The 21,499-nt window shown below is 64.2% G+C and carries 18 protein-coding genes; 6 read left to right on the forward strand and 12 right to left on the reverse strand.

Translation table 11 applies throughout. The features are described 5' to 3' along the window. Positions 1–91 precede the first annotated feature (91 nt). Positions 92–790 (reverse strand): glycoside hydrolase family 16 protein, encoded by a 699-nt coding sequence (locus RND64_RS00360; protein WP_235434358.1) that lies wholly within the window; start codon positions 788–790, stop codon positions 92–94. 764 nt (positions 791–1,554) lie between these two features. Here RND64_RS00360 and RND64_RS00365 point away from each other — a divergent pair. Then, a complete protein-coding gene (locus RND64_RS00365; protein WP_083444381.1) occupies positions 1,555–2,790 on the forward strand; it encodes an AAA family ATPase in 1,236 nt (411 codons plus the stop codon). A 14-nt stretch (positions 2,791–2,804) separates the two neighbouring features. Here the strand turns inward: RND64_RS00365 and RND64_RS00370 are convergent, their stop codons facing one another. Further along, positions 2,805–3,341 (reverse strand): hypothetical protein, encoded by a 537-nt coding sequence (locus tag RND64_RS00370; RefSeq protein ID WP_083444380.1) that lies wholly within the window; start codon positions 3,339–3,341, stop codon positions 2,805–2,807. 164 nt (positions 3,342–3,505) lie between these two features. On the opposite strand from RND64_RS00370, the gene RND64_RS00375 reads away from it, so the two are divergent. After that, entirely contained in the window at positions 3,506–4,150 is a 645-nt protein-coding gene (locus tag RND64_RS00375) for a TetR/AcrR family transcriptional regulator (protein WP_049699140.1), read from the forward strand. Between the two features lie 6 nt (positions 4,151–4,156). On the opposite strand, the gene RND64_RS00380 is transcribed toward RND64_RS00375, so the two are convergent. From RND64_RS00380 to RND64_RS00400, 5 genes are all read right to left on the reverse strand, one after another. After that, a complete protein-coding gene (locus RND64_RS00380) occupies positions 4,157–5,365 on the reverse strand; it encodes an acyl-CoA dehydrogenase family protein (RefSeq protein ID WP_049699139.1) in 1,209 nt (402 codons plus the stop codon). Continuing rightward, a complete protein-coding gene (locus RND64_RS00385) occupies positions 5,362–6,747 on the reverse strand; it encodes an LLM class flavin-dependent oxidoreductase (protein ID WP_049699138.1) in 1,386 nt (461 codons plus the stop codon). The genes RND64_RS00380 and RND64_RS00385 overlap by 4 nt, the downstream gene beginning before the upstream one ends. A 497-nt stretch (positions 6,748–7,244) precedes the next feature. Beyond that, positions 7,245–8,201, reverse strand: a complete 957-nt coding sequence (locus tag RND64_RS00390; RefSeq protein WP_197494620.1) for an adenosine deaminase — start codon at positions 8,199–8,201, stop codon at positions 7,245–7,247. A 22-nt stretch (positions 8,202–8,223) separates the two neighbouring features. Next, positions 8,224–8,937, reverse strand: a complete 714-nt coding sequence (locus RND64_RS00395; RefSeq protein ID WP_049699137.1) for a GNAT family N-acetyltransferase — start codon at positions 8,935–8,937, stop codon at positions 8,224–8,226. A 26-nt stretch (positions 8,938–8,963) separates the two neighbouring features. Then, complete coding sequence (locus tag RND64_RS00400) at positions 8,964–10,259, reverse strand: TY-Chap domain-containing protein (protein WP_049699434.1); 1,296 nt, start codon at positions 10,257–10,259, stop codon at positions 8,964–8,966. 211 nt (positions 10,260–10,470) lie between these two features. On the opposite strand from RND64_RS00400, the gene RND64_RS00405 reads away from it, so the two are divergent. Then, positions 10,471–11,727 (forward strand): lipase family protein, encoded by a 1,257-nt coding sequence (locus tag RND64_RS00405; RefSeq protein WP_049699433.1) that lies wholly within the window; start codon positions 10,471–10,473, stop codon positions 11,725–11,727. On the opposite strand, the gene RND64_RS00410 is transcribed toward RND64_RS00405, so the two are convergent. Together RND64_RS00410 and RND64_RS00415 are read right to left on the reverse strand one after the other, a co-directional pair. Further along, the gene (locus tag RND64_RS00410) at positions 11,681–13,432 is read right to left on the reverse strand and encodes a DUF3556 domain-containing protein (RefSeq protein ID WP_049699136.1); all 1,752 of its coding nucleotides are present in this window, start codon (positions 13,430–13,432) and stop codon (positions 11,681–11,683) included. The two genes, RND64_RS00405 and RND64_RS00410, sit on opposite strands and share 47 nt — an antisense overlap. 91 nt (positions 13,433–13,523) lie before the next feature. Next, positions 13,524–14,684: an epoxide hydrolase family protein gene (locus RND64_RS00415; RefSeq protein ID WP_049699135.1), complete on the reverse strand. Its 1,161-nt coding sequence runs from the start codon at positions 14,682–14,684 to the stop codon at positions 13,524–13,526. A gap of 140 nt (positions 14,685–14,824) precedes the next feature. Between RND64_RS00415 and RND64_RS00420 the strand changes: the two genes are divergently transcribed. Beyond that, complete coding sequence (locus RND64_RS00420; protein ID WP_331436337.1) at positions 14,825–15,151, forward strand: DUF2853 family protein; 327 nt, start codon at positions 14,825–14,827, stop codon at positions 15,149–15,151. Positions 15,152–15,714: 563 nt separating this feature from the next. Here RND64_RS00420 and RND64_RS00425 read toward each other — a convergent pair. Beyond that, the gene (locus tag RND64_RS00425) at positions 15,715–16,686 is read right to left on the reverse strand and encodes a ketopantoate reductase family protein (protein WP_049699133.1); all 972 of its coding nucleotides are present in this window, start codon (positions 16,684–16,686) and stop codon (positions 15,715–15,717) included. 126 nt (positions 16,687–16,812) lie between these two features. Between RND64_RS00425 and RND64_RS00430 the strand changes: the two genes are divergently transcribed. Beyond that, complete coding sequence (locus RND64_RS00430) at positions 16,813–17,298, forward strand: pyridoxamine 5'-phosphate oxidase family protein (protein WP_049699432.1); 486 nt, start codon at positions 16,813–16,815, stop codon at positions 17,296–17,298. A 336-nt stretch (positions 17,299–17,634) separates the two neighbouring features. Here the strand turns inward: RND64_RS00430 and RND64_RS00435 are convergent, their stop codons facing one another. Then, on the reverse strand, positions 17,635–19,290 hold the full coding sequence (locus RND64_RS00435) for a nuclease-related domain-containing DEAD/DEAH box helicase (RefSeq protein WP_049699132.1): 1,656 nt from the start codon (positions 19,288–19,290) through the stop codon (positions 17,635–17,637). Positions 19,291–19,531: 241 nt separating this feature from the next. Further along, complete coding sequence (locus RND64_RS00440; RefSeq protein ID WP_049699131.1) at positions 19,532–20,614, reverse strand: HNH endonuclease; 1,083 nt, start codon at positions 20,612–20,614, stop codon at positions 19,532–19,534. A 168-nt stretch (positions 20,615–20,782) separates the two neighbouring features. Here RND64_RS00440 and RND64_RS00445 point away from each other — a divergent pair, with 168 nt between their 5' ends. Continuing rightward, entirely contained in the window at positions 20,783–21,493 is a 711-nt protein-coding gene (locus RND64_RS00445; protein ID WP_235434357.1) for an N-acetylmuramoyl-L-alanine amidase, read from the forward strand. Positions 21,494–21,499 lie beyond the last annotated feature (6 nt).

Here is a 21,499-nt window from a genome sequence, read left to right on the forward strand (position 1 = left end):
CGCAGGTGATTTCGACTCGGCAGCTCGCTCCGCTCGCGGCCGGCTCAATCAGCGGAAAAGGCCCCCGCTGGTCGAGCTTGTCGAGACCACCTCAGCTCGAGTACACCCGGATCCAGTCGAGCGTCATGTACGACGGATTCGGTGTCGTGAGGTCGGGGTCGCCGGGCCAGTCCCCGCCGACCGCGAGCGTCAGCAGGAGGTACGTCGGCTTGTTGAATACCCACTTCTTGTCGGCGCTCAACTGCGACGCCCGGTAGCTGCCGACCGTCCGTCCGTCGAGCGCGACGGTGATCGCATCTCGCGACTTCGTGACCGAGTACGTGTGGAAGTCGGTCGACAGATCGGCGATCGCACCGGAGTTGCCGAGTTTCCATGTCCCGCCCGAGGTCGTCGGCCCGTGCACGTGGTTGGTGTATGACGTTGTCACCGAGGGAGTTTCGATCACATCGATCTCGCCGCTCGCGGGCCACCCCACCGAGTAGATGTCCGTGCCCATCAGCCAGAACGCCGGCAGCAGACCCTTTCCCGCGGGCAGTTTGATCCGGGCCGACGCCGTCCCGTAGGTGAATGCCACCTTGCCGAGAGTGTTGAGGCGTGCCGACGTGATCGACGTGCCGTCGGAGCGGGCGGCGATCACCAGTCGGCCGTTGCCGTCGAGGTAGGAGTTCTGCCGCGAATTGGTGTAGGTCTGCCACTCGTTGTTACCCCAGCCACCGCCACCGGTCTCGAAGTTCCAGTTCGACGTCGACGGCGAACTGCCGGCCGCACCGTTGAACTCGTCAGACCACACCAACGTGGCTCCACGAGCAGGCGCCACATGTGAAAGCCCCAAGGCCGTCAACGAAGCGACAAGTGTGAGTGTCACCGGACCTGTCAGGCGGCGCAGCCGCGATGCGACGCGGCGTCGTAACGAGTGGGGGAGGGTCGGCCGGGGTGGGCGTCTGTGCATCGGGACGTTCTCCTCGTCGGTGCGATCCCCCGGTGATGACAATTCGGACACTATCGAATGATTGCCCCGTCTGCCAGCCGAACAGCCAACCTCGCAGCAATCTGTGATGCCGCGCCTATCAACGGCATTCAGCGTCCGCACCCAATTATCTCTCAGTCCCAGTCATCTCCAGTCACTCAGCGATCTCCCAGTCGACGTCGAGTGCCTCGCAAGTCTCGGTTGGCATTGTCGGTGATGTCAGAGAGAGCGCTCACCGACGAGCGGTCCGCCGAAGTGAAAGAGGTAGTCATGCCCATCCCGAACAACAACCAGCAGCAGCGCCAGAACCCCGCTCCGGCACAGCGTCGTCGCCGGGTGCGTCGCTTCGACTCGCGCACCCGGCGCTGGAACTGGGTGTGGGTCAACTGATCGGCGCTGCCCCACCACTTTCGCGAGACCCCGCCTGACCCAGGCGGGGTCTCGCCGCGTGAAAACCTCTTGCATCGCGTCGTCGATCGGTGCCAAGCTGACACGCTTGCCCACAGAAGGAGGACACCACGCCCGCAACAACATCCACGCTCGACGCGCTCGCCACGGAGCACCCTCATGTCCGACGCGCCGTCACCGTGGTCGCACAGTTGCTCAACGATGCGCTCCCCGAAGCCCCCGCGTCCATCGACACATTCCTGAAGACACATCTGCGCGCTGACCGGAACGAACTCTTCGTCCAGGTCATGTCCATCAACCCGGCCAGTAGAATCGCAGCAGGCCTCGTGCTCGGTGACCTGATCGAAACTGATTCGCCCGCAATCGGTCCGGACGAAGACGACGCACCTCCGCGGTGGGCAGAGCGCAGTATCGGCGACGACGAGTTCTCGGTACCCGCCGACATCTCGCTGGCTTTCACCCCCGACAACCCCTTCGGCAGTGGACCGTTGGTCATTTCGTCGTTGCTCAGCGATAACAACTCGAGAGCCACTATCTCGCTGTACGCGCCGAATGAACTTCGCGACATGGTGTCTTGTGCCGTCGTCGAGCTGCGTCGTCGTATCGATGCGCGTAATCCGTTGCGCGGCCGAGTGTTATCGGTATCGGTGATCTATAACGAGATCTCGCTGGCGGCTGCTCCCGAGCCGTCGACAACCCGCGCCGACATCGCGATCCCTGACAGCGTCTGGCGCGAGGTGGATCTGAGTGTCTCCGCGGTCACTTCTCGTCACGAGATCCTCACCGCGGCAGGAATGTCGACGAGTCGCGGTGTGCTGCTCGCCGGGCGTCCCGGTGTCGGTAAGACGGCGATCGCTCGGACGATCGCCGGTGAACTGCTCGGTGACTTCACCGTGGTCATCGTCGAATCCGCCGCAGTCATGGCCAAGCTCGGGTCCGTCTACGCCATGGCCGATGTCCTCGGGCCGCTCGTCGTGATCCTCGACGACGTCGACCTCTACGTCCGACGACGGGGCGACGGCGACGACTCCGCACTCGGTGCGTTGTTGGCGGCGCTGGACGGAGCGACGGCCCATGACCGCGTTCTCACGATCGCGACGACGAACGATCCGCGCGCCCTCGACGGCGCCGCCACGCGCGCAGCCCGTTTCGACACGGTGATCGAGCTCGACCCGCCCGATGATGCTGCGGCAGCAGCGATTCTGTCGGGTGTGCTCGCGAGAATCGGTGCCCTCGATGTCGACGTCGCACGGGTCGTCGCAGCACTGCCTCGTGATCGCAGTGGTGCTGACGTGAGCGAGATCGTCCGTCGCGCAATCCTCGTCGACGGAGCCGAAATCACGACAGCGACGCTCTTGTCGGTGATCGGTTCGCGCGCGCACGAGGCCGCGCTGCCGACGGGCACGTACCTGTAGCGAGCGCTACTCGGCTATCGCTGGCCGTCGACCGTCAGTTGGCTCTGGCGGGTCGAGTCCTCAACTGTCGGGAGGTGCGTCGACACGCCGCGCAGCGCGAGCACGATGGTTCCCGTCACCGATACATGTGGGGGCAGCTCGGCGTTGAGGGTGCGTCGATGCCCCGAAGCGTCGACCACCGTGATGTCGGCGAGGTGTGCGCCTGCGAGTTCGTTGCCGGGGAATGCGACGTCGGCGATGGCGGTGGTGAGTGGGAGCGCGGCGTCGACGTGGAGCACGGCGCGCTGCGCGGTGAGTTGCGCACTGCTGATCCGAGTGACAAGCGCGGGAAACCACACCGCCTCGGGGCACAGCGCCTGACTGACCGGCTCTCCCGACTCGTCGAGGAAGAACGCGACCTTGCGCCGCAACGACTCCTCCCGCAGTGAGAGGTCATTCACGAGGAAGTCGCACCCCGCGCAGCGAATAGGCAAGCGCCACTTCGTCGAATCGAACGATCTGGCCACGGTGACCCCTTTCAGAGAGGGCAGTATGTCGAACAATGTCACCACTTCGGTCTACGCTCGACGCCTTCCCGACGACAGCATGCGAGGCGCTAAGACTTCAACAACAGCGCTAAGAGTTCGTCAATGAGCTTGGCTCCCGTGCCGGACGACCGTCTGCACAGTCGGCCAGGAGCGCTGCCATGCGAGCATCAGCGAGTACTCTGACCTGCATGTCACGTGCCCCGGTCAAGCGTCGGACATCGTCACGGGCGCGGATCCTCGAGTCGGTGGCCACCATTCTCGAGTCCGGCGTGCGCTACGCGGATGTCCCGGTCGAGCGCATTCTGACAACAGCCAACGTGTCGCGGTCGACCTTCTACCAATGGTTCGACGACAAGGGCGATCTGATCGAGAACGCGGCTGAGCCCTTCTTCACCGCGTTTTGGGAGGTGTCGGACCAGTGGTGGATGCGAACCGAGCCGATGGGCCCTGACGACCTCGCCGACACCATCACACGCATGTTCCAACTCGGGCGAGAGCACGGTCCCGTCTGGCGCGCCTTTCTTGAAACGGTCGATCTCGACGCCAGGCTGAGGACCGAGTTCGGCGGCTTCCTCGAGCTGTATACGGCGAAGATGGCAGAACGTCTGCGCCAGGATCAGGCGGACGGCCTGGCCCCTGCCGACCTCGACCCCGACCAGACCGCACGATTCATCACCGTCACCACGCGGGGCAGCCTCCTCGACCTCACGAACGCCCCGGAGAAATTCGACGCCGAGTTCGCCGCATCACTCGCCCGCGCCTACTGGTTGACGATGTATGGGCCAGACTCTCCGGCTGTTGACGACGCGCAGACTGAAAGCAGTTCGACGTAGGTCGGTTCAGAAATAGCCGTTCGCCGGAAGCGCGGTGCCGTTGACCGCAAGATCGCCCAGTGCGATCGCCTTGTACGACGTCGGGTTGTGCAGTGTGATCGTCCTGATGTTGCGCCAGTGTCGATCCAGATTGCGTGCGCGACTGGCCGACGACGCTCCGCCAACATCGAATAGTGCTGTGGCAGCGGGCAATGCGACGGAGTCGACGTGCACCTTCACGCGCGCGGCGGCGACGGAGGCCCGCTCGAAGAGGGAGGCGTCGATCACGCCCTGCCGCGCGCACTCGAATGCCGCTTCGACGTCGCGCGCTGCGGCGAGAACAGCGGCGCGTGCGACGTGTGCAGTGGCGTCGATCTCGCCGATTGTCTTGAGTAGCACGGGATCGTGACGTGGTTCGTCGGCCGGTGCGTGGTCGAAGGTGCGTGTGCGACCACGCACAAGCTCGATCGCATCGTCGTTCACCGACAACAGGATTCCGGTGATGAGCGCCTGTAGGAAGAGCTGAAGCAGGGGAGCGTCGTTGGCGATTCGCGGAGCATCCGCTGCCGCGAGGTCGACGATCCCGAGGATGTCGTCGGCGTTGACCACCACATCGGTGAACTGCGTCGAACCGGTCCCGGTGCGGTGCTGGCCGATTCCGTCCCAGTCGTCGATCACCGATACACCCGCGCGGTCGACGGGAATGATGAGGCGTGCGAGTCGTTCTCCGCCCTGTGCATCGTCGACCGTCGCTTGGACGGCGATGAAATCGGCGAAAGCCGTTCCGGTCGAATAGAACTTCTCGCCGGAGAGTAGCCAGCCGGTATCGGTGGGGCGGATGGTCGTGGCAAATCTGCGAGCGCCAGCCGTACCGGCTCGCTCGCTTGTGGCGTTGCCGAAGATGGCACCGTCGGCAATCAGGGCACTCCATCGGTCACGGACTGGCCCGTCGGGAAGACGTTTCACCTGTTCGAGAAACCAGTAGTGCGCGCGGAGGATGTGGGCAGCGATCGGGTCGGCCCGCGCGAGATCGATGATGAACTCAACGAGTTCGACGACATCGGCTCCGCCACCTCCGTGTTCGGAGTCGAGTGTGAGAGCGGTGAGTCCTGCGTCACGCAGTAGCTCGATCTGAACACGCGGATCCTGGCCCGCCCGTTCACGTTCGGCCGATCCGGCTGCGATCTCGGCGAGCACCGAAGCACGATCGGCGACGACTCTCGTTGCCGCAGTCATGCCGACACCTCTTCACGGTTCGTGGTGAATGCGCCGCGGTAGCCCGCAGCGGGGTGCGTATCCGGTAGCCGGTCGCGACCGGTCAACTTCGCACGCACGGTGCCCGGTGCGTAATCACGTTGTGCCAGACCACGATCGCACAGAACCGGCAGGACATGCTCCGCGAATTCGACGTAGCTCCCCGGGATGGTCGCATTGATGACGTTCACGCCGCCGACGCCTGCGTCTCGCCACAACTCGAGGCGGTCGGCGATCTGTTCGGGAGTTCCCACGACTCGTCCTGAGCGGCTGCGCAACTCAGCGAGGTCGCGGACCGTCGGCTCCCGATCGGATACCGCCTCGCGCAGCCATAGCAGGGTGCTCTGGGTGCCCTGGGTCTCGATGTCCCCGATGGGCGTATCCAGATCGTAGTGGCCGAGGTCGATGCCGAGTCCGCCGGCGGAGTGCGCGATGATCGTGCTGGGGTCGATGAGGTCGTCGAGCTCGCGTGCCTTCCGCGCGGCTTCCTCTTCGGTGGAGCCGATCACGAACGAAAGCCCTTGGAAGAACGTGAGATCCTGCGGATCACGCCCGGCTCCAGCGACCAGCCGTCGAGTGTCGTCGATAAGTCCCTTCGCCGCAGCGGGATTCGGCGAGACGATGAACTGCGCCTCGGCGTTGCGGGCGGCGAAGCGTCGTCCTGCGGGTGACGAACCTGCTTGAAAGAGAACAGGTGTGCGCTGCGGAGATGGCGCGACGAGATGCGGTCCCTCGACGCGGTACCGCTCGCCGACGTGATGGATCTTGTGCACCTTGTCGAAGTCGGCGTGCAGACCGGATTCCTTGTCCTGGATGAGCGCGTCGTCGTCCCAGGAGCCCTCCCACAGTTTGTAGACGACGTCGACGTACTCCTGCGCCCAGGCGTAACGGTCGTCGTGGCGCGTGATGCCGTCGTAGCCGAAGTTGCGCCACGCGTTGCTCGACAGGCTGGTGACGATGTTCCACGCGACCCGCCCCCGCGAGGCGTGATCGAGTGTCGAGATCTTGCGCGCGAAGTCGAACGGATGCTCCTGCAGGATCGAACTCGTCACGGCGATACCGAGATTCTCGGTGTGCGAGGCCAATGCCGAAGCGAGGACCAGTGGATCGTTGCTCGGAATCTGCAGCCCCGAGTCGACAAACTTCTTCCAGTCACCCTGGTAGTCGTCGTAGAGGCCGACGACGTCTGCGAAGAAGATGAAGTCGAACTTGGCCTGCTCCAACGTCTTCGCGAGCGAGATCCAATGATCGAGGTCGTTGAAGTTCGTCTGCTGCGCCTCCGGTGCGCGCCAGGCTCCGTGCAGGATGTGCGACGTCGTGTTCATCGCGAACGCGGCGAATTTCAGTGGTTGGGGTTGGGCCATGCGCGTGACGTTACGACCGCGCCCGACGTGATGACTACTTGGAATCAGGGTGATGACAAGGGGCGACCAGGGGTGGCTGCAGGAGATCTTCGCTCCTCCGGGTGGCCTCGGCGAGTAGCCGGGGGTCTCCTAGGTAGTGCTGCGCCGATAACTCGCGTATCGGATTGCGGATACGACTCGGCGGCCGACCCGCGAGACTAGGTGTCGGCGGGTGCACGAGGTCCGTCTGGCAGAACTGTCTGGAGGACGCATGTCCGAGAAACCGATTCGACAGCAGCGAACAAGCCGACGCACCCGCCGTGTCGCGTTGATAGCGGTTCTCGTCGCCGTCGCGAGCGCGGCGATCATCGCGCTGGTGGCTCCGGGTTCGATTGTTCCGGGTCCAATCAGAGGGGTGTCCCGCAACTACGCGTGTACGAGGGCGGGAGGCCGCAGCATGGTGGCCGTTCAGTCTGGAACCGCGGATCATCCCAAATACATGTGCCGACCAAAAGTCTCTACGAAGTGGTGAACGACGCGTCGAACGAGTACTGCGCAATGGCGCGGAGCTGTTCGTCGCTCAGGTCGAGCTCGCGCCGCGCCTCGACGAATGCGTCACCGACGTACCCGCCGAAATAGGCCGGATCGTCGGAGTTGATGGTGACGACCAGTCCGGCGTCGAGTAGATCGAGCAGTGGATGATCGGAGAGCTTTTCGACGCCGCGCAGCCGCACATTCGAGAGCGGACACGTGGTGAGCGGGATTCGATCGGTGGCCAGACGCCTGAGCAGTGCGGGGTCTTCGAGGGCGCGGACGCCGTGATCGACGCGCTCGATGCCCAACACGTCGAGGGCCTCCCAGATGTACTGAGCCGGACCCTCCTCTCCTGCGTGCGCCACGACGTGCAGGCCCGCCTCTCGCGCGCGGTCGAAGACAGGCGCGAATTGTCCTGGGGGAAAGCCGACTTCGGCAGAATCGAGCCCGACCCCGATGAGGCTGCCGAAGAACGGCTCCAACGCGTCAAGCGTGTCGAGAGCCTCCGACACCGGCCGGTCGCGTAGGAAGCACGCGATGAGATCGGCATGCACACGTGTCTCCGCCGACGCCGTATCCAGTCCACGACGCAGCCCGCGGACGACGACACCGAGGTCGACGCCGCGCGACGTGTGCGCCTGCGGATCGAAGAAGATCTCCGCATGTGTGACGCCCTGCGACGCCGCCTTGCGCAGGTAGACGGCGGCGAGATCGGCGAAGTCGTCCTCGGTACGCAGCACGGCCATGCAGGCGTAGTAGAGGTCGAGGAAGTGGGAAAGGTCGGCGAAGGCGTGCGCGGCGCGCAGATGGTCGACGGACGCGTAGGGGAGTGCGACGTTGTTGCGGGCTGCCAGCTCGAACACCATCTCCGGTTCGAGGGTGCCCTCGATGTGGATGTGTAGTTCGGCTTTGGGCAGTGTCAGCAGCTCGGCGTCGTCCATGACATCCATCCTGCCGGGCGCGTCACTGTGGGGCGCGCACAGCCTGGAAGATCGCCTTTCGTCGACGGGTGAAACCCACGTTCTCGTAGAGCCGGATCGCCGAGACATTATCGGCCGACGCATGGAGGAACGGCAGGTCACCGCGCTCGCGAATCACGTCCACGACCGCGAGGACCACCGCCCTGGCCAATCCCTCTCCACGGAACGCCGGGTCGGTGCAGACCGCGCTGACCTCACTCCACCCAGGCGGATGCATGCGTTCGCCTGCCATCGCGATCAGCTTGCCGTCGCGTCGGATACCCAGGTAGGTACCGAGATCGATGGTGTGGCGTCGAAACGGTCCCGGACGTGTCCTTTCCACGAGATCGAGCATGTCGTCGACGTCGGAGTCGTCGAGTTCGACCACCCGCGGGTCGGTATACCCCTCGACGGCGTCGCCGATCAGCTGAACGCCGGTTATCCGCATCGAGCTCGTCCAGCCCTCCGGCGGCTCGACAGTCACGGTGGCGAGCGTGATGGAACCGTCAGGACCGACCAGCTCCGCCGCATCCTCCCAGTCGGAGATCGTCGGATCATCCGGCAGGGCGCACCAAGGTGCGACGTCGGCGGGATAGCGCAGCGCGTTGCCGTGTGTCTGTGCGAATCGCGAATGCGGCCCGAGGAGGGCGGAACGGGCGGGGTTGTCGAGGACTGTCTCATCGCGAACCGGGCCGTCGGGGGGAAGAACACTCGCCATTCACTCGACGATATGCGCCCATCGCGTCACGCACCTTTCGGGGTCGCGCGAGTAATCGCCTGCTCGAGCAAGAGGCAGAACTGGCGGTAGAAATCGACTGTGTCCGTGTGCAATTCGATCTCCTCCGACGCGGCGCCACGGATGCGCGATTCCGCGGCCAACACCGTGGCGTTGGCGAGGAGCTCGCGACACACACGGAGATAGTCGGTGAGCCGACCGACCTTCCCGTTCGTCAGATGCAGGACGCGTTCGGGTGTGAGTGCTTCGGAGAAGCCCAAGTCGAACAACGTCTGGAGCCCGACGGGTACGGAGCTCTGTGCGCAGGTGTGAGCACCGGGGCCGCCGGAGTTGAGCGCGTCGATCAACTCGCCCGCCTCATTGTTCAGAAAGCGCCGCCAGGTGCGCAGCGCCGCGTCGAGGTTGTGCGGATGGAACACTGCGGCGTCGACGACTCGCTGCGCATAGACGTGCTGATCGTGGACCACGATGGTGATCCCCGACCACCTCGACGAATATTCGGCGGTCAGAGTGCCGAGAAGTGCGGGATCGAGGAGTCGGTGCGTGAGCGTCGTCGTGAAAACGAGGCTCGGGCCGACATCGGAACCGACAATCGTGCACGGTACGGCGTCGAAGGCGGGCAGTTCGATGCACCTGTTGACGACTGACACCTGCCATCCGAAATGCCTCGCGAGCACGCTCCGGGTGACTTCGAGTAGTTCGTCGACACCCGAGATGACGAATCCGGGTGCGATGCATTCGGGAAGCGCATCCATGGCTCCGGCCATCTCACGCATCTCCGCGGTGTAGTGCTCATCCGTCGGCGGCTCGACGTTTCGGTCGGGCGCCTGCGGAACGACGGTCAGCTGACGTTCGGTGGCGGCCCCGGTCTCGTCGACCTGCCCCGCGTCGGAGTGCGTGCCGAAGGGATCGTTCACCGCGACGAACACGGGGTGAGCAACGTCGAAGATCTCACGCAGCGTCGACACGGCGACGTCGGCGACTGCGCTCGCGTCACGCTGGCCGGATTCGGCGATGTGCTGGCCCTTTCGGGGGAGGAACCGCCATCCGAGCTGTGCCAGGCGACCACGAATGCGTATCCACTCCGCTCGCCCGGCCCACGGCAGCGCAGTGCCGTCGAGCGTGCACCGCACCTTTCCGGAGCCCGTCTTGGTGAAGACGAGCAGCACGCGATATCGCTGGCCGTCTTGGCGGGCGATCTCGAGGAACTCCTTGCGCCCGAGGTCGGGTACGCGTGATGTCACGGTGGCGGCAAACTCGCGCCATGCGTTCTCGATGAGATTGTCGAAGCCGTGGGTGGACATGCGGTTCCCCATCCTGTTGTGCACCCTGGAGCACTCGCCGAGGTGCGAATGTGTGTTCGAGATGCAAGGTAGCCGCAGGGTCTGACACGTCGTGTTTGTCCAGTTCAGGCCTGTTGCTTCGTCTCTTTCACTCCAAGATGAGACGAGCGACTCGGAATTCTCCACCGGCGATCAATGTTGGTAACTACAAGTAGTAGCGAGGGGAGTGACCATGACAGCGCAAACGCTGACAACGACGTCGGCAGGTGCATCGACCGCAGTACGTGACAACCAGGACGACGTATCTGCCGGTCCGTTGCTGCCCGTCGACGACCATTTCTACGACGCCCCGGCGGATCTCGGTGACTACCGGCCCGGTGAGGTGATCCGGTCACGACAGGTCGAGCTCAAGAACTTCTGGGCGTCGAATCATCAGGCGTGGCAGCTGCTCTATCGATCGACCGACCTCGACGGCAACCCCGATGCGACTGTCACGACGGTCGTCGTGCCCGATCGCACCAAGCATCCGAATCCGGCGCTGTTGTCGTTCCAGTGCGCGATCGACGCCGTGACGTCGCAGTGTTTCCCGTCGTATGCCCTGCAGAAGGGTGCCGACGCGTCGCGCGCCGTCGCACCGTTCGAGTTCATGGTGGTGCGTCGTGCGCTCTCGAAGGGTTGGGCGGTCTCGATCCCCGACCACGAGGGTGCCAAGGGAGCATGGGGTGCGCCCCGTGAGCCGGGTTACCGTGCGTTGGACGGCATTCGGGCCGCGCTGGCGTTCGAGCCTCTCGGCCTCGAAGCGACGGCATCGATCGGAATGTGGGGATACTCGGGCGGCGGACTCGCCACATCGTGGGCCGCCGAGATGGCTCCGGACTATGCGCCCGAGCTGAATATCGTTGGTGCCGTTCTCGGTTCGCCCGTCGGCGACATGGCGTCGACGCTACTACGGCTCAACGGCGGCCTGCACGCAGGGCTTCCGATCCTCGTGGTGGCCGGCTTGCGTAGGGTCTATCCCGCGCTCGAACGCATGATCACCGAGCACGCAACGGAATTCGGGCGCCGCAGCCTCGACGAGGCCGCCACTCTTCCGACGCTCGCGGCGATCCGGCGCTTCCGCAACCACGATCTCGACGACTACTTCGACATCCCGCTCGCCGACGTGCTGGCGGATCCGGGCGTCGTGAAGATGATGGACGACCTGCAACTCGGTACACACGCGCCTGCCGTGCCGCTGCTGGTCATGCAGGCAGTGCACGATGAGGTGATCGACGCTGCCGACGTCGACGCGCAGGCGCAGCGGTACCGTGATCTCGGCGTGCCCGTCACCTACGTGCGCGACCTTGTCACAGAACACTATTCGCTGTTGCCGCTCTCAGGACCCCTCGCGGTCAGCTGGCTGACCCATCGACTCGACGGCCGGCCGGGCGAGGACAAGACGATCACTGCGATTGCCGGTCAGCGGGTGTCGCTGTCCAGGTCACGGTGACCGGGACCTCGTCGTCCCACGGCTGACGGGTCACCAGGTCCGCGACACGGACATAGCCTCGCTCGAATTCTCCTGTGGCAGCGTCGATCAGGCGATACTGCTGAGTCTGCCTGTGAATGGGCTGGGCGTCGACGAGCACGATACGGACCTCGCCCGGCTCGAACCCGCAGCGCTTCTGTAGCGACGCGATGAGTTGCTCGTTGGAGAGGTGGCCGTCGCCGAAGTTCCAGCCCATGGCCGTCGAACAGATGCGTTCGCCGTCTGTGAGCATGTAGTTCGATTCGTCGTGCCCGCCCATCGCGCGGTGGGCGAGCGTGAACAACGCACGCCCGTGACTGTTGAAGGCGCGGAACGCATATCCCATGTACAACGCCACCTGCGCTGCCTCCGGGCTACCGTAGATCCGCTGTAGCTGAGACGCCGGCAGAGCCGCGATCGCGACCACGTTCTTCTCCAACTTCTCCGACGCCGACGGCGTCATGCACCAGATCCCGGTGTCCCAATTGCCCGCGTAGTAGCGCATTCCCGGTAGGAATGACACCTTGCGCGGGAGGAGGTTTCCGATCACCACGGTGCCCGCCACCACGACGAACAGCAGGGCAACCCACCACGGCTGCTCGAGGTCGGCGAGGCCGAGATCGGCGTGGCCGACGAAGAGTGCGAGAACTCCGAACATCATGAAGACGTTCCACTCCAACGGAACTCCCATAGGAATGGAACTCAGAATGCCGAAGTGGAAGATCAGCATGATCGCCGCAGCAATCCACGTGAGCCATCCGCCATGGGAGAAGAACAGCACGATCGGCACGAGACCCTCGACCGCAGTGGAGAAGTGAGCGATCCACCGCGACGGCCTACCCGGCCGCAGGTCGTCCGGAAAGTCTTCGAAGAACAGTCGTTTCATCTTCGGAGACCGGATGACCGCGTTGTTCGACATCATGGTCGCGATCACAAACGGGAAGTGCTTGTTCAGCTTCGACGTTGCGGCGCCGAGCCAGATCACCAGAAAGATGACCTTGGCCGCGACGATCATGTCGACACCGGTGAGCAGGAACGTCACACACAGCGCGCCGTACACCTCGCCGCGCGCGGCGAGGAAGATTGTCTTGTCGCGCAACCCGATCAGCGCGAGAAGTGCGAGAATCGTCCAGATCTCCCATAGCGGCAACGCGCCGGTTGCCGTATCCAGATCGGTGAGTGGCCTACTACCCGGGCTGATGAGTGCGACGACCAGCATCACGAGAAGTGCTGCGTAGAGCGCGATGTCGACCGGCCCGCGCACATCGCCGCGCGTCAGTGGCACACGTGAAGGCCACGGTGGCTGACGAATTGTCCTGGGGCGCAACCAGTACAGAATCGAGCCCAGCGGCGGGAAGAAGCGGTTGTTGAGCGGGCCGAAGCCGCAACCGAGGCCGATGACCTCGAACAACATCGTGTAGAGCACGACCTTCTGGAAGACGACCGGCTCGTTGTACCACGACGCGACGTCGAAGAACCCGCCGATGCCCGGCGTCGCCGCGACGATCGCCCAGCCGACGAATACGTAAGCCAGGATCTTGCCGACGTAGAACAGGTGCAAGACAATGGGCGTGCCGAACCCGACCTCGGCCCACTGGCGCGCCATCGGCCGGATCTTCTCGGCTCGGGAACCCTGACTCCATGTCGGGAAGTCGACGTCGGGTCTGGTCTGTGTGATGAACCCCAATGTTCCGCCCTCACTGCCGATGGGTGCCGCAGCCTGGACGGTAACAAACCAAGCGAATGCTTGGTTGGGGTTCAGGGGTTTCCGACGCCGCTCATGCGTTGCGGTAGGGACGGAAGAACGTGCGCAGTTCGGTGGCGTAGCTCTCCGGCACCTCGAACGGCGCGAAGTGCCCGCCGCGAGCAGGCTCGGAGTGATACACCGTGTTCGCCGTACGCTCCAACCAGGCGCGGGGCGGTCGAACAACATCGCCACCGAAGATCGAGAACCCGGACGGGACGTCGACGTATCGCATACGGTCCTCGACCGGTATGGCCGCGTTGGCTCGGTATGTGCGGATCGACGATCCGATCGTGTTGGTGACCCAGTATTGCGTGACGAGCGTGAGGATTTCGTCTCGCGTGTAGATGCTGTCCAGGTCGCCGTCGCAGTCGCTCCACGACCGCAGCTTCTCGACGATCCACGACGCCACGCCGACCGGTGAATCGGCCAGGCCGATCGCGGCAGTCTGAGGTTTGGTGCTGTGCATCGCCGCATACGCGCCCTCGGTGGCCGACCAGCGCGCGGCGTCGTCGATCCAGGCGATCTCCTCGGGACTCAACGTTGACCTGTCGATGGTCGCGGGAGGTAGCCCGGCGTCGGTGCGATGCACCGCGACGACGCGGTCAGGCTGGGCGAGTGCGAGATAGCGGGCCACGTGGCTGCCCATGTCGCCGCCCGCGACGCCGTACCGCTCGTACCCGAGTAAGTGCATCAGTTGACCCCACATGCGCGCGATGTCTCGTGTGTCGGGCGTCGGCCCGCTGGGATGACTTGAGTATCCGAACCCAGGCATGTCGGGAACGATCAACGTGAAGGCGTCGGCCGGATCGGCGCCATGTGCGGCGGGGTCGGTGAGGAGCGGGATGACCTTCAGGAATCTCCAGAAGCAGTCGGGCCAGCCGTGGGCCAGCAGGACGGGAAATGCCGCGTCGGGGTCGGATGCAGGGCTGTGGATGACGTGGATGTCGAGGCCGTCGATAGTGGCCGTGAAGTGAGGCAATTCGGCGATCGTTGATTCGAATGCGGCCCAGTCGAAATCCGTGCGCCAGTAGTCGGCGAGATCGCGCACATACGACACATCAGTACCCATCGACCATCCACTGCCTTCCGGAGCGTCGGTCCACCGAGTGGTGCGGAGGCGTCGTCGAAGATCGTCGACTACGGCCGGGTCGGTGTGTGGAGTGAACGGCCGAATAGCGCTGGTGGCTGCCATGAACCAAGGGTAGGAGGTGCACGACGTGTCGTTGCTCGATGATCGACAGGGGGCGGACATTTGCGACAACCCGCGATTCATCAGACTTGATCGTCTTTACGGGCGTACCGTGTCGCCTGTACCAGCGACAACCCAATGGAGTGTCCCCATTGTCTGATGCCCTGGAAACCGTGAAGAAGTACGTCCCCGACGCCGACCCTGCCGTGGTCGAGAAGATGGCGTCGACCTATCGCCTCGCGCTGCAGAACGCCGACGCCGCTCTGGTGTCGGCAAGCGATCCCGCAGAACTCAAAACCGTGCGCGAGAACTTCCTGAAGAAGAAGCTCGGTCTGACAGAAACCGACGCCTACCTCGACAATGCGATCAAGGACGTGCTCGCGGAGATGAAGGACGGCAAGTCCAATCCGCGGCTCGCCGTGTACTACAAGCTCGCTGACAAGTTCGGCAAACTCGGCGTGTTCAAGTAGCGCTGTTCACCTGGTTTCCGTCTTCGGCGTCGACGTCTTCGTGGGAAGTCGTCGACGCCGAACGCGTGCAGGCGCCAATCCGGTTATCGGGCCGTGAGTCACCCGGCACGTCGGAGGGCGTTGAGATGCAACAGCATCCGAAGGCTGCTCTCAGGTCGCGTTGAGAGCGTGGCAAGGGTCGACGGGCAGAGTCGAAGACATGCACGAGACATCCACAGACCCCAACTCGCCGACCGAGATGTTCGCGGTTCCGACGTCGCATCGTGGCATCGGTCCGAGTACGCGCACCGAGCGGTTCCCGAGTTTGCGCGAGAACAGGGATCTTCCGACGCCCCTGCGCGACGAACTGGTCTCGCTACTCGGTTCGCACGGCTCCGACCCCGCTCGACGTCTCGGGCTCTCGCCCGACAGCGACCCGCGTGAGATCGCCGCAACAGCGCGCAGGATGTCGCAGGTGTGGCGCGAACGCTCGACCGATCCGCAGATGACATCCCGCGCGAAGAAGTTGTGCGGCATTGCGGCCGAGACCTGTGACGAGATCGTGCACGATATCGACAGTGCGCTCACGGACGGCCGAGACTCTCCAGCGCGACGCTCGCATCCGAACTCGCTGCCGACAGTCCTTCGCGCGCAAGCCGATTGGTCTCGTTCTGGACGAGCTCGTTGACCGGCGTCGCAATGCCATGGAGTCGACCGAGCAGCGCGATCTCGCCTGACAGATAGTCGGTTTCGACGCTGCCCGACCCACGCGCGACGCTCTGCCAGGTCGAACTGCCGAATGAAGCCTCTCCGGTGTCACGACGGATGATGGCATCGCCGCGCCGCTGCTTGTCGGTGGCCTCGGAGACGACATCGATGCCCGCCGCCGCAATGACCTCCTCACCTTCGGCTCGCGCGCGTCGGACAAGTTCATCGAAGGCGTCGCCGTCGTTGCGGTAGCTGGCGTCGATTCCGTTGACCAGGTTCATGATCAGTTTTCGATACTTCCACGCCATGATGTCGGGGCGTGGCTCGGAGAGGAACGTCGCGGCACGCAGCGCGGACGAAATAGATTGCGCCGCTTCGTCGATACCCGACGGATAACGCCCGATGTCGAGGATGCCGGGCCTGTTCGATGACGCCTGAACCACGACGCCGAGCTCGAGATGCAGGGCGGGCAGCATCACGCACAGCGAGTAGACACGTGGAAAGACGCGAAGCAACTCGCGTTCATTGGCGACGCCGTTCTGCGCCGATACGACCGGGGTGTCGAGAGGCATGTGCGCTCGAAGGTCGGCGATCGCCGCGGCGGTCTGTTGCGACTTGACGGCGAGGAGCGTGACGGAGTCGTCGCTCCAGTCCACTTCCGAGGCGTTTGACGCAAGCGTGGCCGAAACGGATTGGCGTCCTTCGGCGGTGTCGAGGACGAGTCCGTTCTCACACATCGCGCGCAGGTGATCGCCGCGCGCGACCAAGGTGGTGTCTGCCCCGGAAAGTGCCAGGTGAGCACCGATGACGCCGCCGATGGCCCCTGCACCGTAGATGACGAATCGCATGGTTCTCAGCGTAGGTGCGAGGCAGCTAGGTCGGCGATTGTGTGTTTCCGGTGCCGTCAAGTGAGCACGCGTCTGCCGCCGCTACGACGGTGGGCGCGGACAGCACTTGCGCGTAGCGTGAAAACCATGACTAATGACAACACCGAATTCGAGCACATCGGCGAGCTGATCTCCAAGGGTCGCGTCGCATTCGTCACCACCAGCGAGTCCGACGGTCGATTGCTGAGCCGACCACTCGCTGTGCTGGACCGGAAGTTCGACGGCGATCTGTACTTCTTCACCGTCGACCCGTCGCCCAAGACCGGCCAGATTGCCGAGGATTCACACGTCAACGTGAGCCTGCAGGCCGACGACAACTATCTCTCGATCGCCGGCACAGCGTCGGTGACCCACGATCAGAAGCTGATCGACGAGCTCTGGAACTCTCACGCAGAGGCCTGGTTTGAGAAGGGCCGCGAAGACCCGGGCGTCGCACTGTTGAAGGTGCACGCCGACTCCGCCGAGTACTGGACCCTGGACAGCCCCAAACCCGTTGCGCTGCTGAAGTATGCGAAAGCGATTGTGTCGGGCGAGCAGCCAGACGTCGCCACCAACGCGTCGGTTGATCTCTGAGTCGCTGATCGTAGTGCCAAAGAAGTTGGCCTAGAACAGAACTCGGGCTCGCTGCATTCGCTGTCAGAAGATGACGGTGTAAATGTAGTTCATGAGGTCGGTGTAGAAGTTCCACAACACTGTGAACATGACGGCTCCTTTCTTCGACGGCCCGCTATCCGCGTGACCAGATGGGACTCGTCTTCTCAGAGTGCGCGTGGCTTTAGCACGAAACAAGGGGCTACGGCGAGGCGAGCCGCCTGACCTGCGGGAATAAGGCCCGAACTTCATCCGAAGGCAGTACGACCGCTGATCTTTGGGGCGTGCAAATGACTAGCTGGAGCAAGGTGGGGCGAGTCAGTCGATTCCCAGCCGTCGCGCGACGTCGGGTCCGCCGACTGTCCGCACGAACTCGGGATCGCCGCACACCACGAGTTGCTCGCGCGCGCGTGACAGCCCGACATACAACCGTTCCGTCGACCGGTCTCTCGCCTGGGACTCGTTGAGCGCCAAAACAATCACTCGACGCTCCAGACCCTTGAATCCGAGTACGTGCCCGTAGAACACCTGCTCGTCGTCCCAGAACGTCGCCCAGTACGACGCGTTGCCCTCGGCTTGCCGCTCGATCTGTTCCGGGTGGCGACTGCCTGTGGTGAGTAGCGCGATGTCTTCGGCACGCCAGCCCTCGTCGAGTAGCGCGTCGATCTGGTCGTCTGCGGCTTCGAGGGCTTCCTCCGCAGTGCACGCGACGAATCGGATGTCGGGGCCTTCGCCGCCCTTCAGTTGCATACGTTGTCCGACAAGCGAACTGAATGTGCTCGCGATCTGACGTGTGTTGCGTAGGTTGTGATCGAGGACGATGGGCACGAGTGGAACGGGTGGCGAACCCTGTCGGTCGAAGACGCGCTGAGCCTCGTCGCTGAATACGTAGATGCCGCCGGTGTCCTGATCGCGCAGGCTTGCCAGCAACGGCGGCCACCACTCGTCGGCGAAATCCTGCGCCTCGTCGACGAGTATCGCGTCGAATCGCTTGCCGGGTGGGAGGGCTTCGGCGAGATCGTGCATCTGTTGTGGCAGTTCATGTTCCCAGAACTGCGACGCCGCTTCGGTGCGCACCGATTCGTCAGGCCCGGCGGCGGCGCCCCACTGCATACCGAGGTCGTGGAACTCACCGACGTAGGCCGGACGGTCCTTACGCTTCCACGCCGTCGTGATGCGCGTGAGGTACGACGCCAGTCCGTGTGAGTAACAGACCAGCGCCACGCGCTGCCCTGCACGCGTGAGGCGACGCGCCTGCTCGAGTGCGAGGAAGGTCTTGCCGCTGCCCGCGCCACCGCGGATCTCCACGCGCGGTAGTTGGTCGATGGCCCGCAGAATGACGGCTTGATTCGCAGTGAGGGCGTCGGCGACGCCTTCGTTCTCGATCGCTCGCGCGACGACATCGCGCTGTGGAAGACCCCGACCGCCGAGCGTCGTCTCGAGTTGTTCGATGCCGACAGCGTCGAGAAACCGTACATCGGTTCCCCTCTGCAACAACACTCTTCGGACGAGAGGCATGATCTGATCGAGCTGCGTGCGGTCGATGATCTTCCACCGCGGACACTCAGGCAGTGCGAAGTCTGAGGGGATTTCGGTGTGCGGGAAGACCACGAAGTGGTCCCAGCGTCGACGCCCCTGTGTCCATCGTGGATCGGATTCGACGAACTCACGCAGTGCGTAGCAGCTATCCAACGCCTGCTTGACAGGAGTGATCTCTTTCGGCGGTCGGCCGGTTCGCGCCTGCCACCACGACTCGCCGTCGTGCCATACTTCGCCACCCTTGACTTCGAGGCAGGCGATCCCGGCGCCCTCGATGGCCACCACGAGATCGATCTCGTGGTCTTTGTCGTGGTCGGTAACGCGTTGGTTCGCGATGAGGAGGTCGGCGTCGAGGAGTTGTTCATTCAGCAGCCGCCAGACCGACTCCTCGGTACTCGACGCGAAGCGGGGCGACGGCGGGATCGTGTGCGGCATGCGTCAACTCTCTCGGTCGGTCTTGTGCGCGGGGCAACTCACCGGGAGTGTCGCAGGTGAGCCCGACATCGCGGACACCGGGTGCCGCGCAGAAACTCGGGGGAAGAACTCTTCCTCGGGTTGTTGGCTTCCTCGAGAAGTTCCGCGCGGAAAGCGACGAGACCCACGGAAAGATCCCTTCCCCTACTTTCCGCGCCGCCGGTGCGGCTGCTCGACGACCCTCGACTACCGACGGCGATCCTCAGAGTTCGACGTCCCAACGCCCGAAGTCGACACGCTTGAGTGGCTGAATGTGTTTGGCGCCCAACCAGATCGGCGTCGTATCGGGTTGTGTGGAGTACAGGCCGTGCGACGCTGCCTCGACCCTGCCGTACTGACTCGGCCAGCGGATCTCGCCGGCGAGAGCGTCGATGACGTCTTGTCCCCGGTCGAGCGCGCGGATGACATACGCGGGCGCGGGCAGGACGTCGGATTTGCTTGTGTTGCAACTCGGGCACGCCAGGACGAGGTTGGCGAGGCCGTCGATTCCGACGCGCGACCACGGGAGGACATGGTCGACGTGGCGGCTGGTGCGCAAGTGAGCGTTGCAGTAGAAGCAATCGTTGCCGAAGTGTTCGGCGAGGATGCCTGCGGGGCGGGTGAGCGAGACGCGTTCGGTGCCGAAGAGGTGGTCGGCGATGTCGGGGCCGTCGTCGAGGATGTCGCGGTTCATATGCCGGACGTCGTCGACCCAGGCGAGTTGGAACGCGGGTTTCACCAGGGGTGCCAATCGCGCGAGGGTGTGGCAGACGCCCGCGAACAGCACGAGGCGGTTGCCGTGATCGGCGATGGCGCGAGTCGAAGCCTTGCCCATCCACGCGTCGTCGTAGAGGAAGCACTCGTGCGAGCCCGTGCCGACCTGCTGAAGCAGGTGCAGTGGATAGCGCACGAGATTCTTCTTGACCTTTGTGTGCGCCACTGAATACGCCTCGGGTGCAGCCAGTTTGGCGCTCTCGATCGGCATCTCACGCAGGCTCGGCGTACTGCAGTGTTCGCGTAGAGTGACCAGCGCGTCGAACACCACACCGCGCCCGTCGCGCGACTGCCGGAGAGTGACGTGGTCCTTCTCGCTGAGCGGGCGTAGCTGGGTCCAGTACTGGGCCATGACGCGGTCGGTCAGGTCGTCGAGGTCGATCGGGACTTCCGCGCTGGGATCGTCGGGGACGGATTCGACGGCGAGGTCGAGGAGCGCGACCATCACGGCGAGCTTGTACGTGGACGTCCGCCGACCACCCTCGAGCACAGCGACGAGCTGCTGGCCGAGCGTCAGGGGGTCCGTGGGCACGGGGTTGAGTGTAGTGAGCCGAGGTCTGCGCAGCGATCAGTCTGCGATCATCGCATGGTGCGCGTACAAGCGAGTGTGGCTCTCCTGCGGATGAGTGCCGTGGTTCTTGCGTGCTGCCTCAGTGGTTGCTGCGCGACGCAGAGTACGGACGCGGGCTATTCGTCCACGGTGTCGGCGGCGACTGGCGCGTCGTCGAAGGCGTCCTGTTCTCCTGTTGTGGTGGCGCTCGACCCGGGCCACAACCCCGTGCGTGTCGACGGATTCGACCCCGTGACCGGAGCGTCGCAGATCGACTACCCCAACGGCGCCGAGGACGCGAACGTGTTCGAGGTCACCACCGACGTGCGAGAGCTTCTGCAACACAACGGATATGACGTGGTGATGCTGAAACGTGCTGTCACAGAAAACGTTACGTATCGGCAGCGGGTCGACCGCGCGGTCACGGCGCACGCACGTGTCGCGATCAGTATTCACACGAGTCCCGGCGCAAATGACGTGTTCGTACAGCGCGTGGGGTTGTATCGCGAGGGAGTAGGAGCCGACGGCGCGACGCTGCGCATCACCTACCGCAACGAGGCAACAGCTGCCGCCAGTCAGCGCTATGGCCAGGCGATAGCAAGCGCTCGCACCCGGACGGAAGGAGTGCCGGTCATGTTGACCGACAACGACTTTGGGGGTCGCGCGCCGCTATGGACCGGCAATATCCCGATGATCGCGCTGATGTCCGACCGTGTGCCCTGGGTCTACAACGAGTTCGGACTCGACGACGCAGGCGGGTCGACGCCCCTTCCGTCGACGTGGCTCTCGAGGTACGCGCGGGGCATTGCCGACGATGTGCGGACCGCGCTTCACGTGGACGGGCACGGGTGCGCGGTGTGAGCCGAT

The organism is Gordonia sp. w5E2 (assembly GCF_036540975.1).
Taxonomy (GTDB): domain Bacteria; phylum Actinomycetota; class Actinomycetes; order Mycobacteriales; family Mycobacteriaceae; genus Gordonia; species Gordonia jacobaea.

Coding starts and splice junctions, on each gene's coding strand:
- RND64_RS00375 (WP_049699140.1), top strand. CDS start 3,506: ATGTCACGTGCCCCGGTCAAGCGTCGGACATCGTCACGGGCGCGGATC.
- RND64_RS00380 (WP_049699139.1), bottom strand. CDS start 5,365: ATGACTGCGGCAACGAGAGTCGTCGCCGATCGTGCTTCGGTGCTCGCC.
- RND64_RS00385 (WP_049699138.1), bottom strand. CDS start 6,747: ATGGCCCAACCCCAACCACTGAAATTCGCCGCGTTCGCGATGAACACG.
- RND64_RS00390 (WP_197494620.1), bottom strand. CDS start 8,201: ATGGACGACGCCGAGCTGCTGACACTGCCCAAAGCCGAACTACACATC.
- RND64_RS00395 (WP_049699137.1), bottom strand. CDS start 8,937: ATGGCGAGTGTTCTTCCCCCCGACGGCCCGGTTCGCGATGAGACAGTC.
- RND64_RS00400 (WP_049699434.1), bottom strand. CDS start 10,259: ATGTCCACCCACGGCTTCGACAATCTCATCGAGAACGCATGGCGCGAG.
- RND64_RS00405 (WP_049699433.1), top strand. CDS start 10,471: ATGACAGCGCAAACGCTGACAACGACGTCGGCAGGTGCATCGACCGCA.
- RND64_RS00415 (WP_049699135.1), bottom strand. CDS start 14,684: ATGGCAGCCACCAGCGCTATTCGGCCGTTCACTCCACACACCGACCCG.
- RND64_RS00425 (WP_049699133.1), bottom strand. CDS start 16,686: ATGCGATTCGTCATCTACGGTGCAGGGGCCATCGGCGGCGTCATCGGT.
- RND64_RS00430 (WP_049699432.1), top strand. CDS start 16,813: ATGACTAATGACAACACCGAATTCGAGCACATCGGCGAGCTGATCTCC.
- RND64_RS00435 (WP_049699132.1), bottom strand. CDS start 19,290: ATGCCGCACACGATCCCGCCGTCGCCCCGCTTCGCGTCGAGTACCGAG.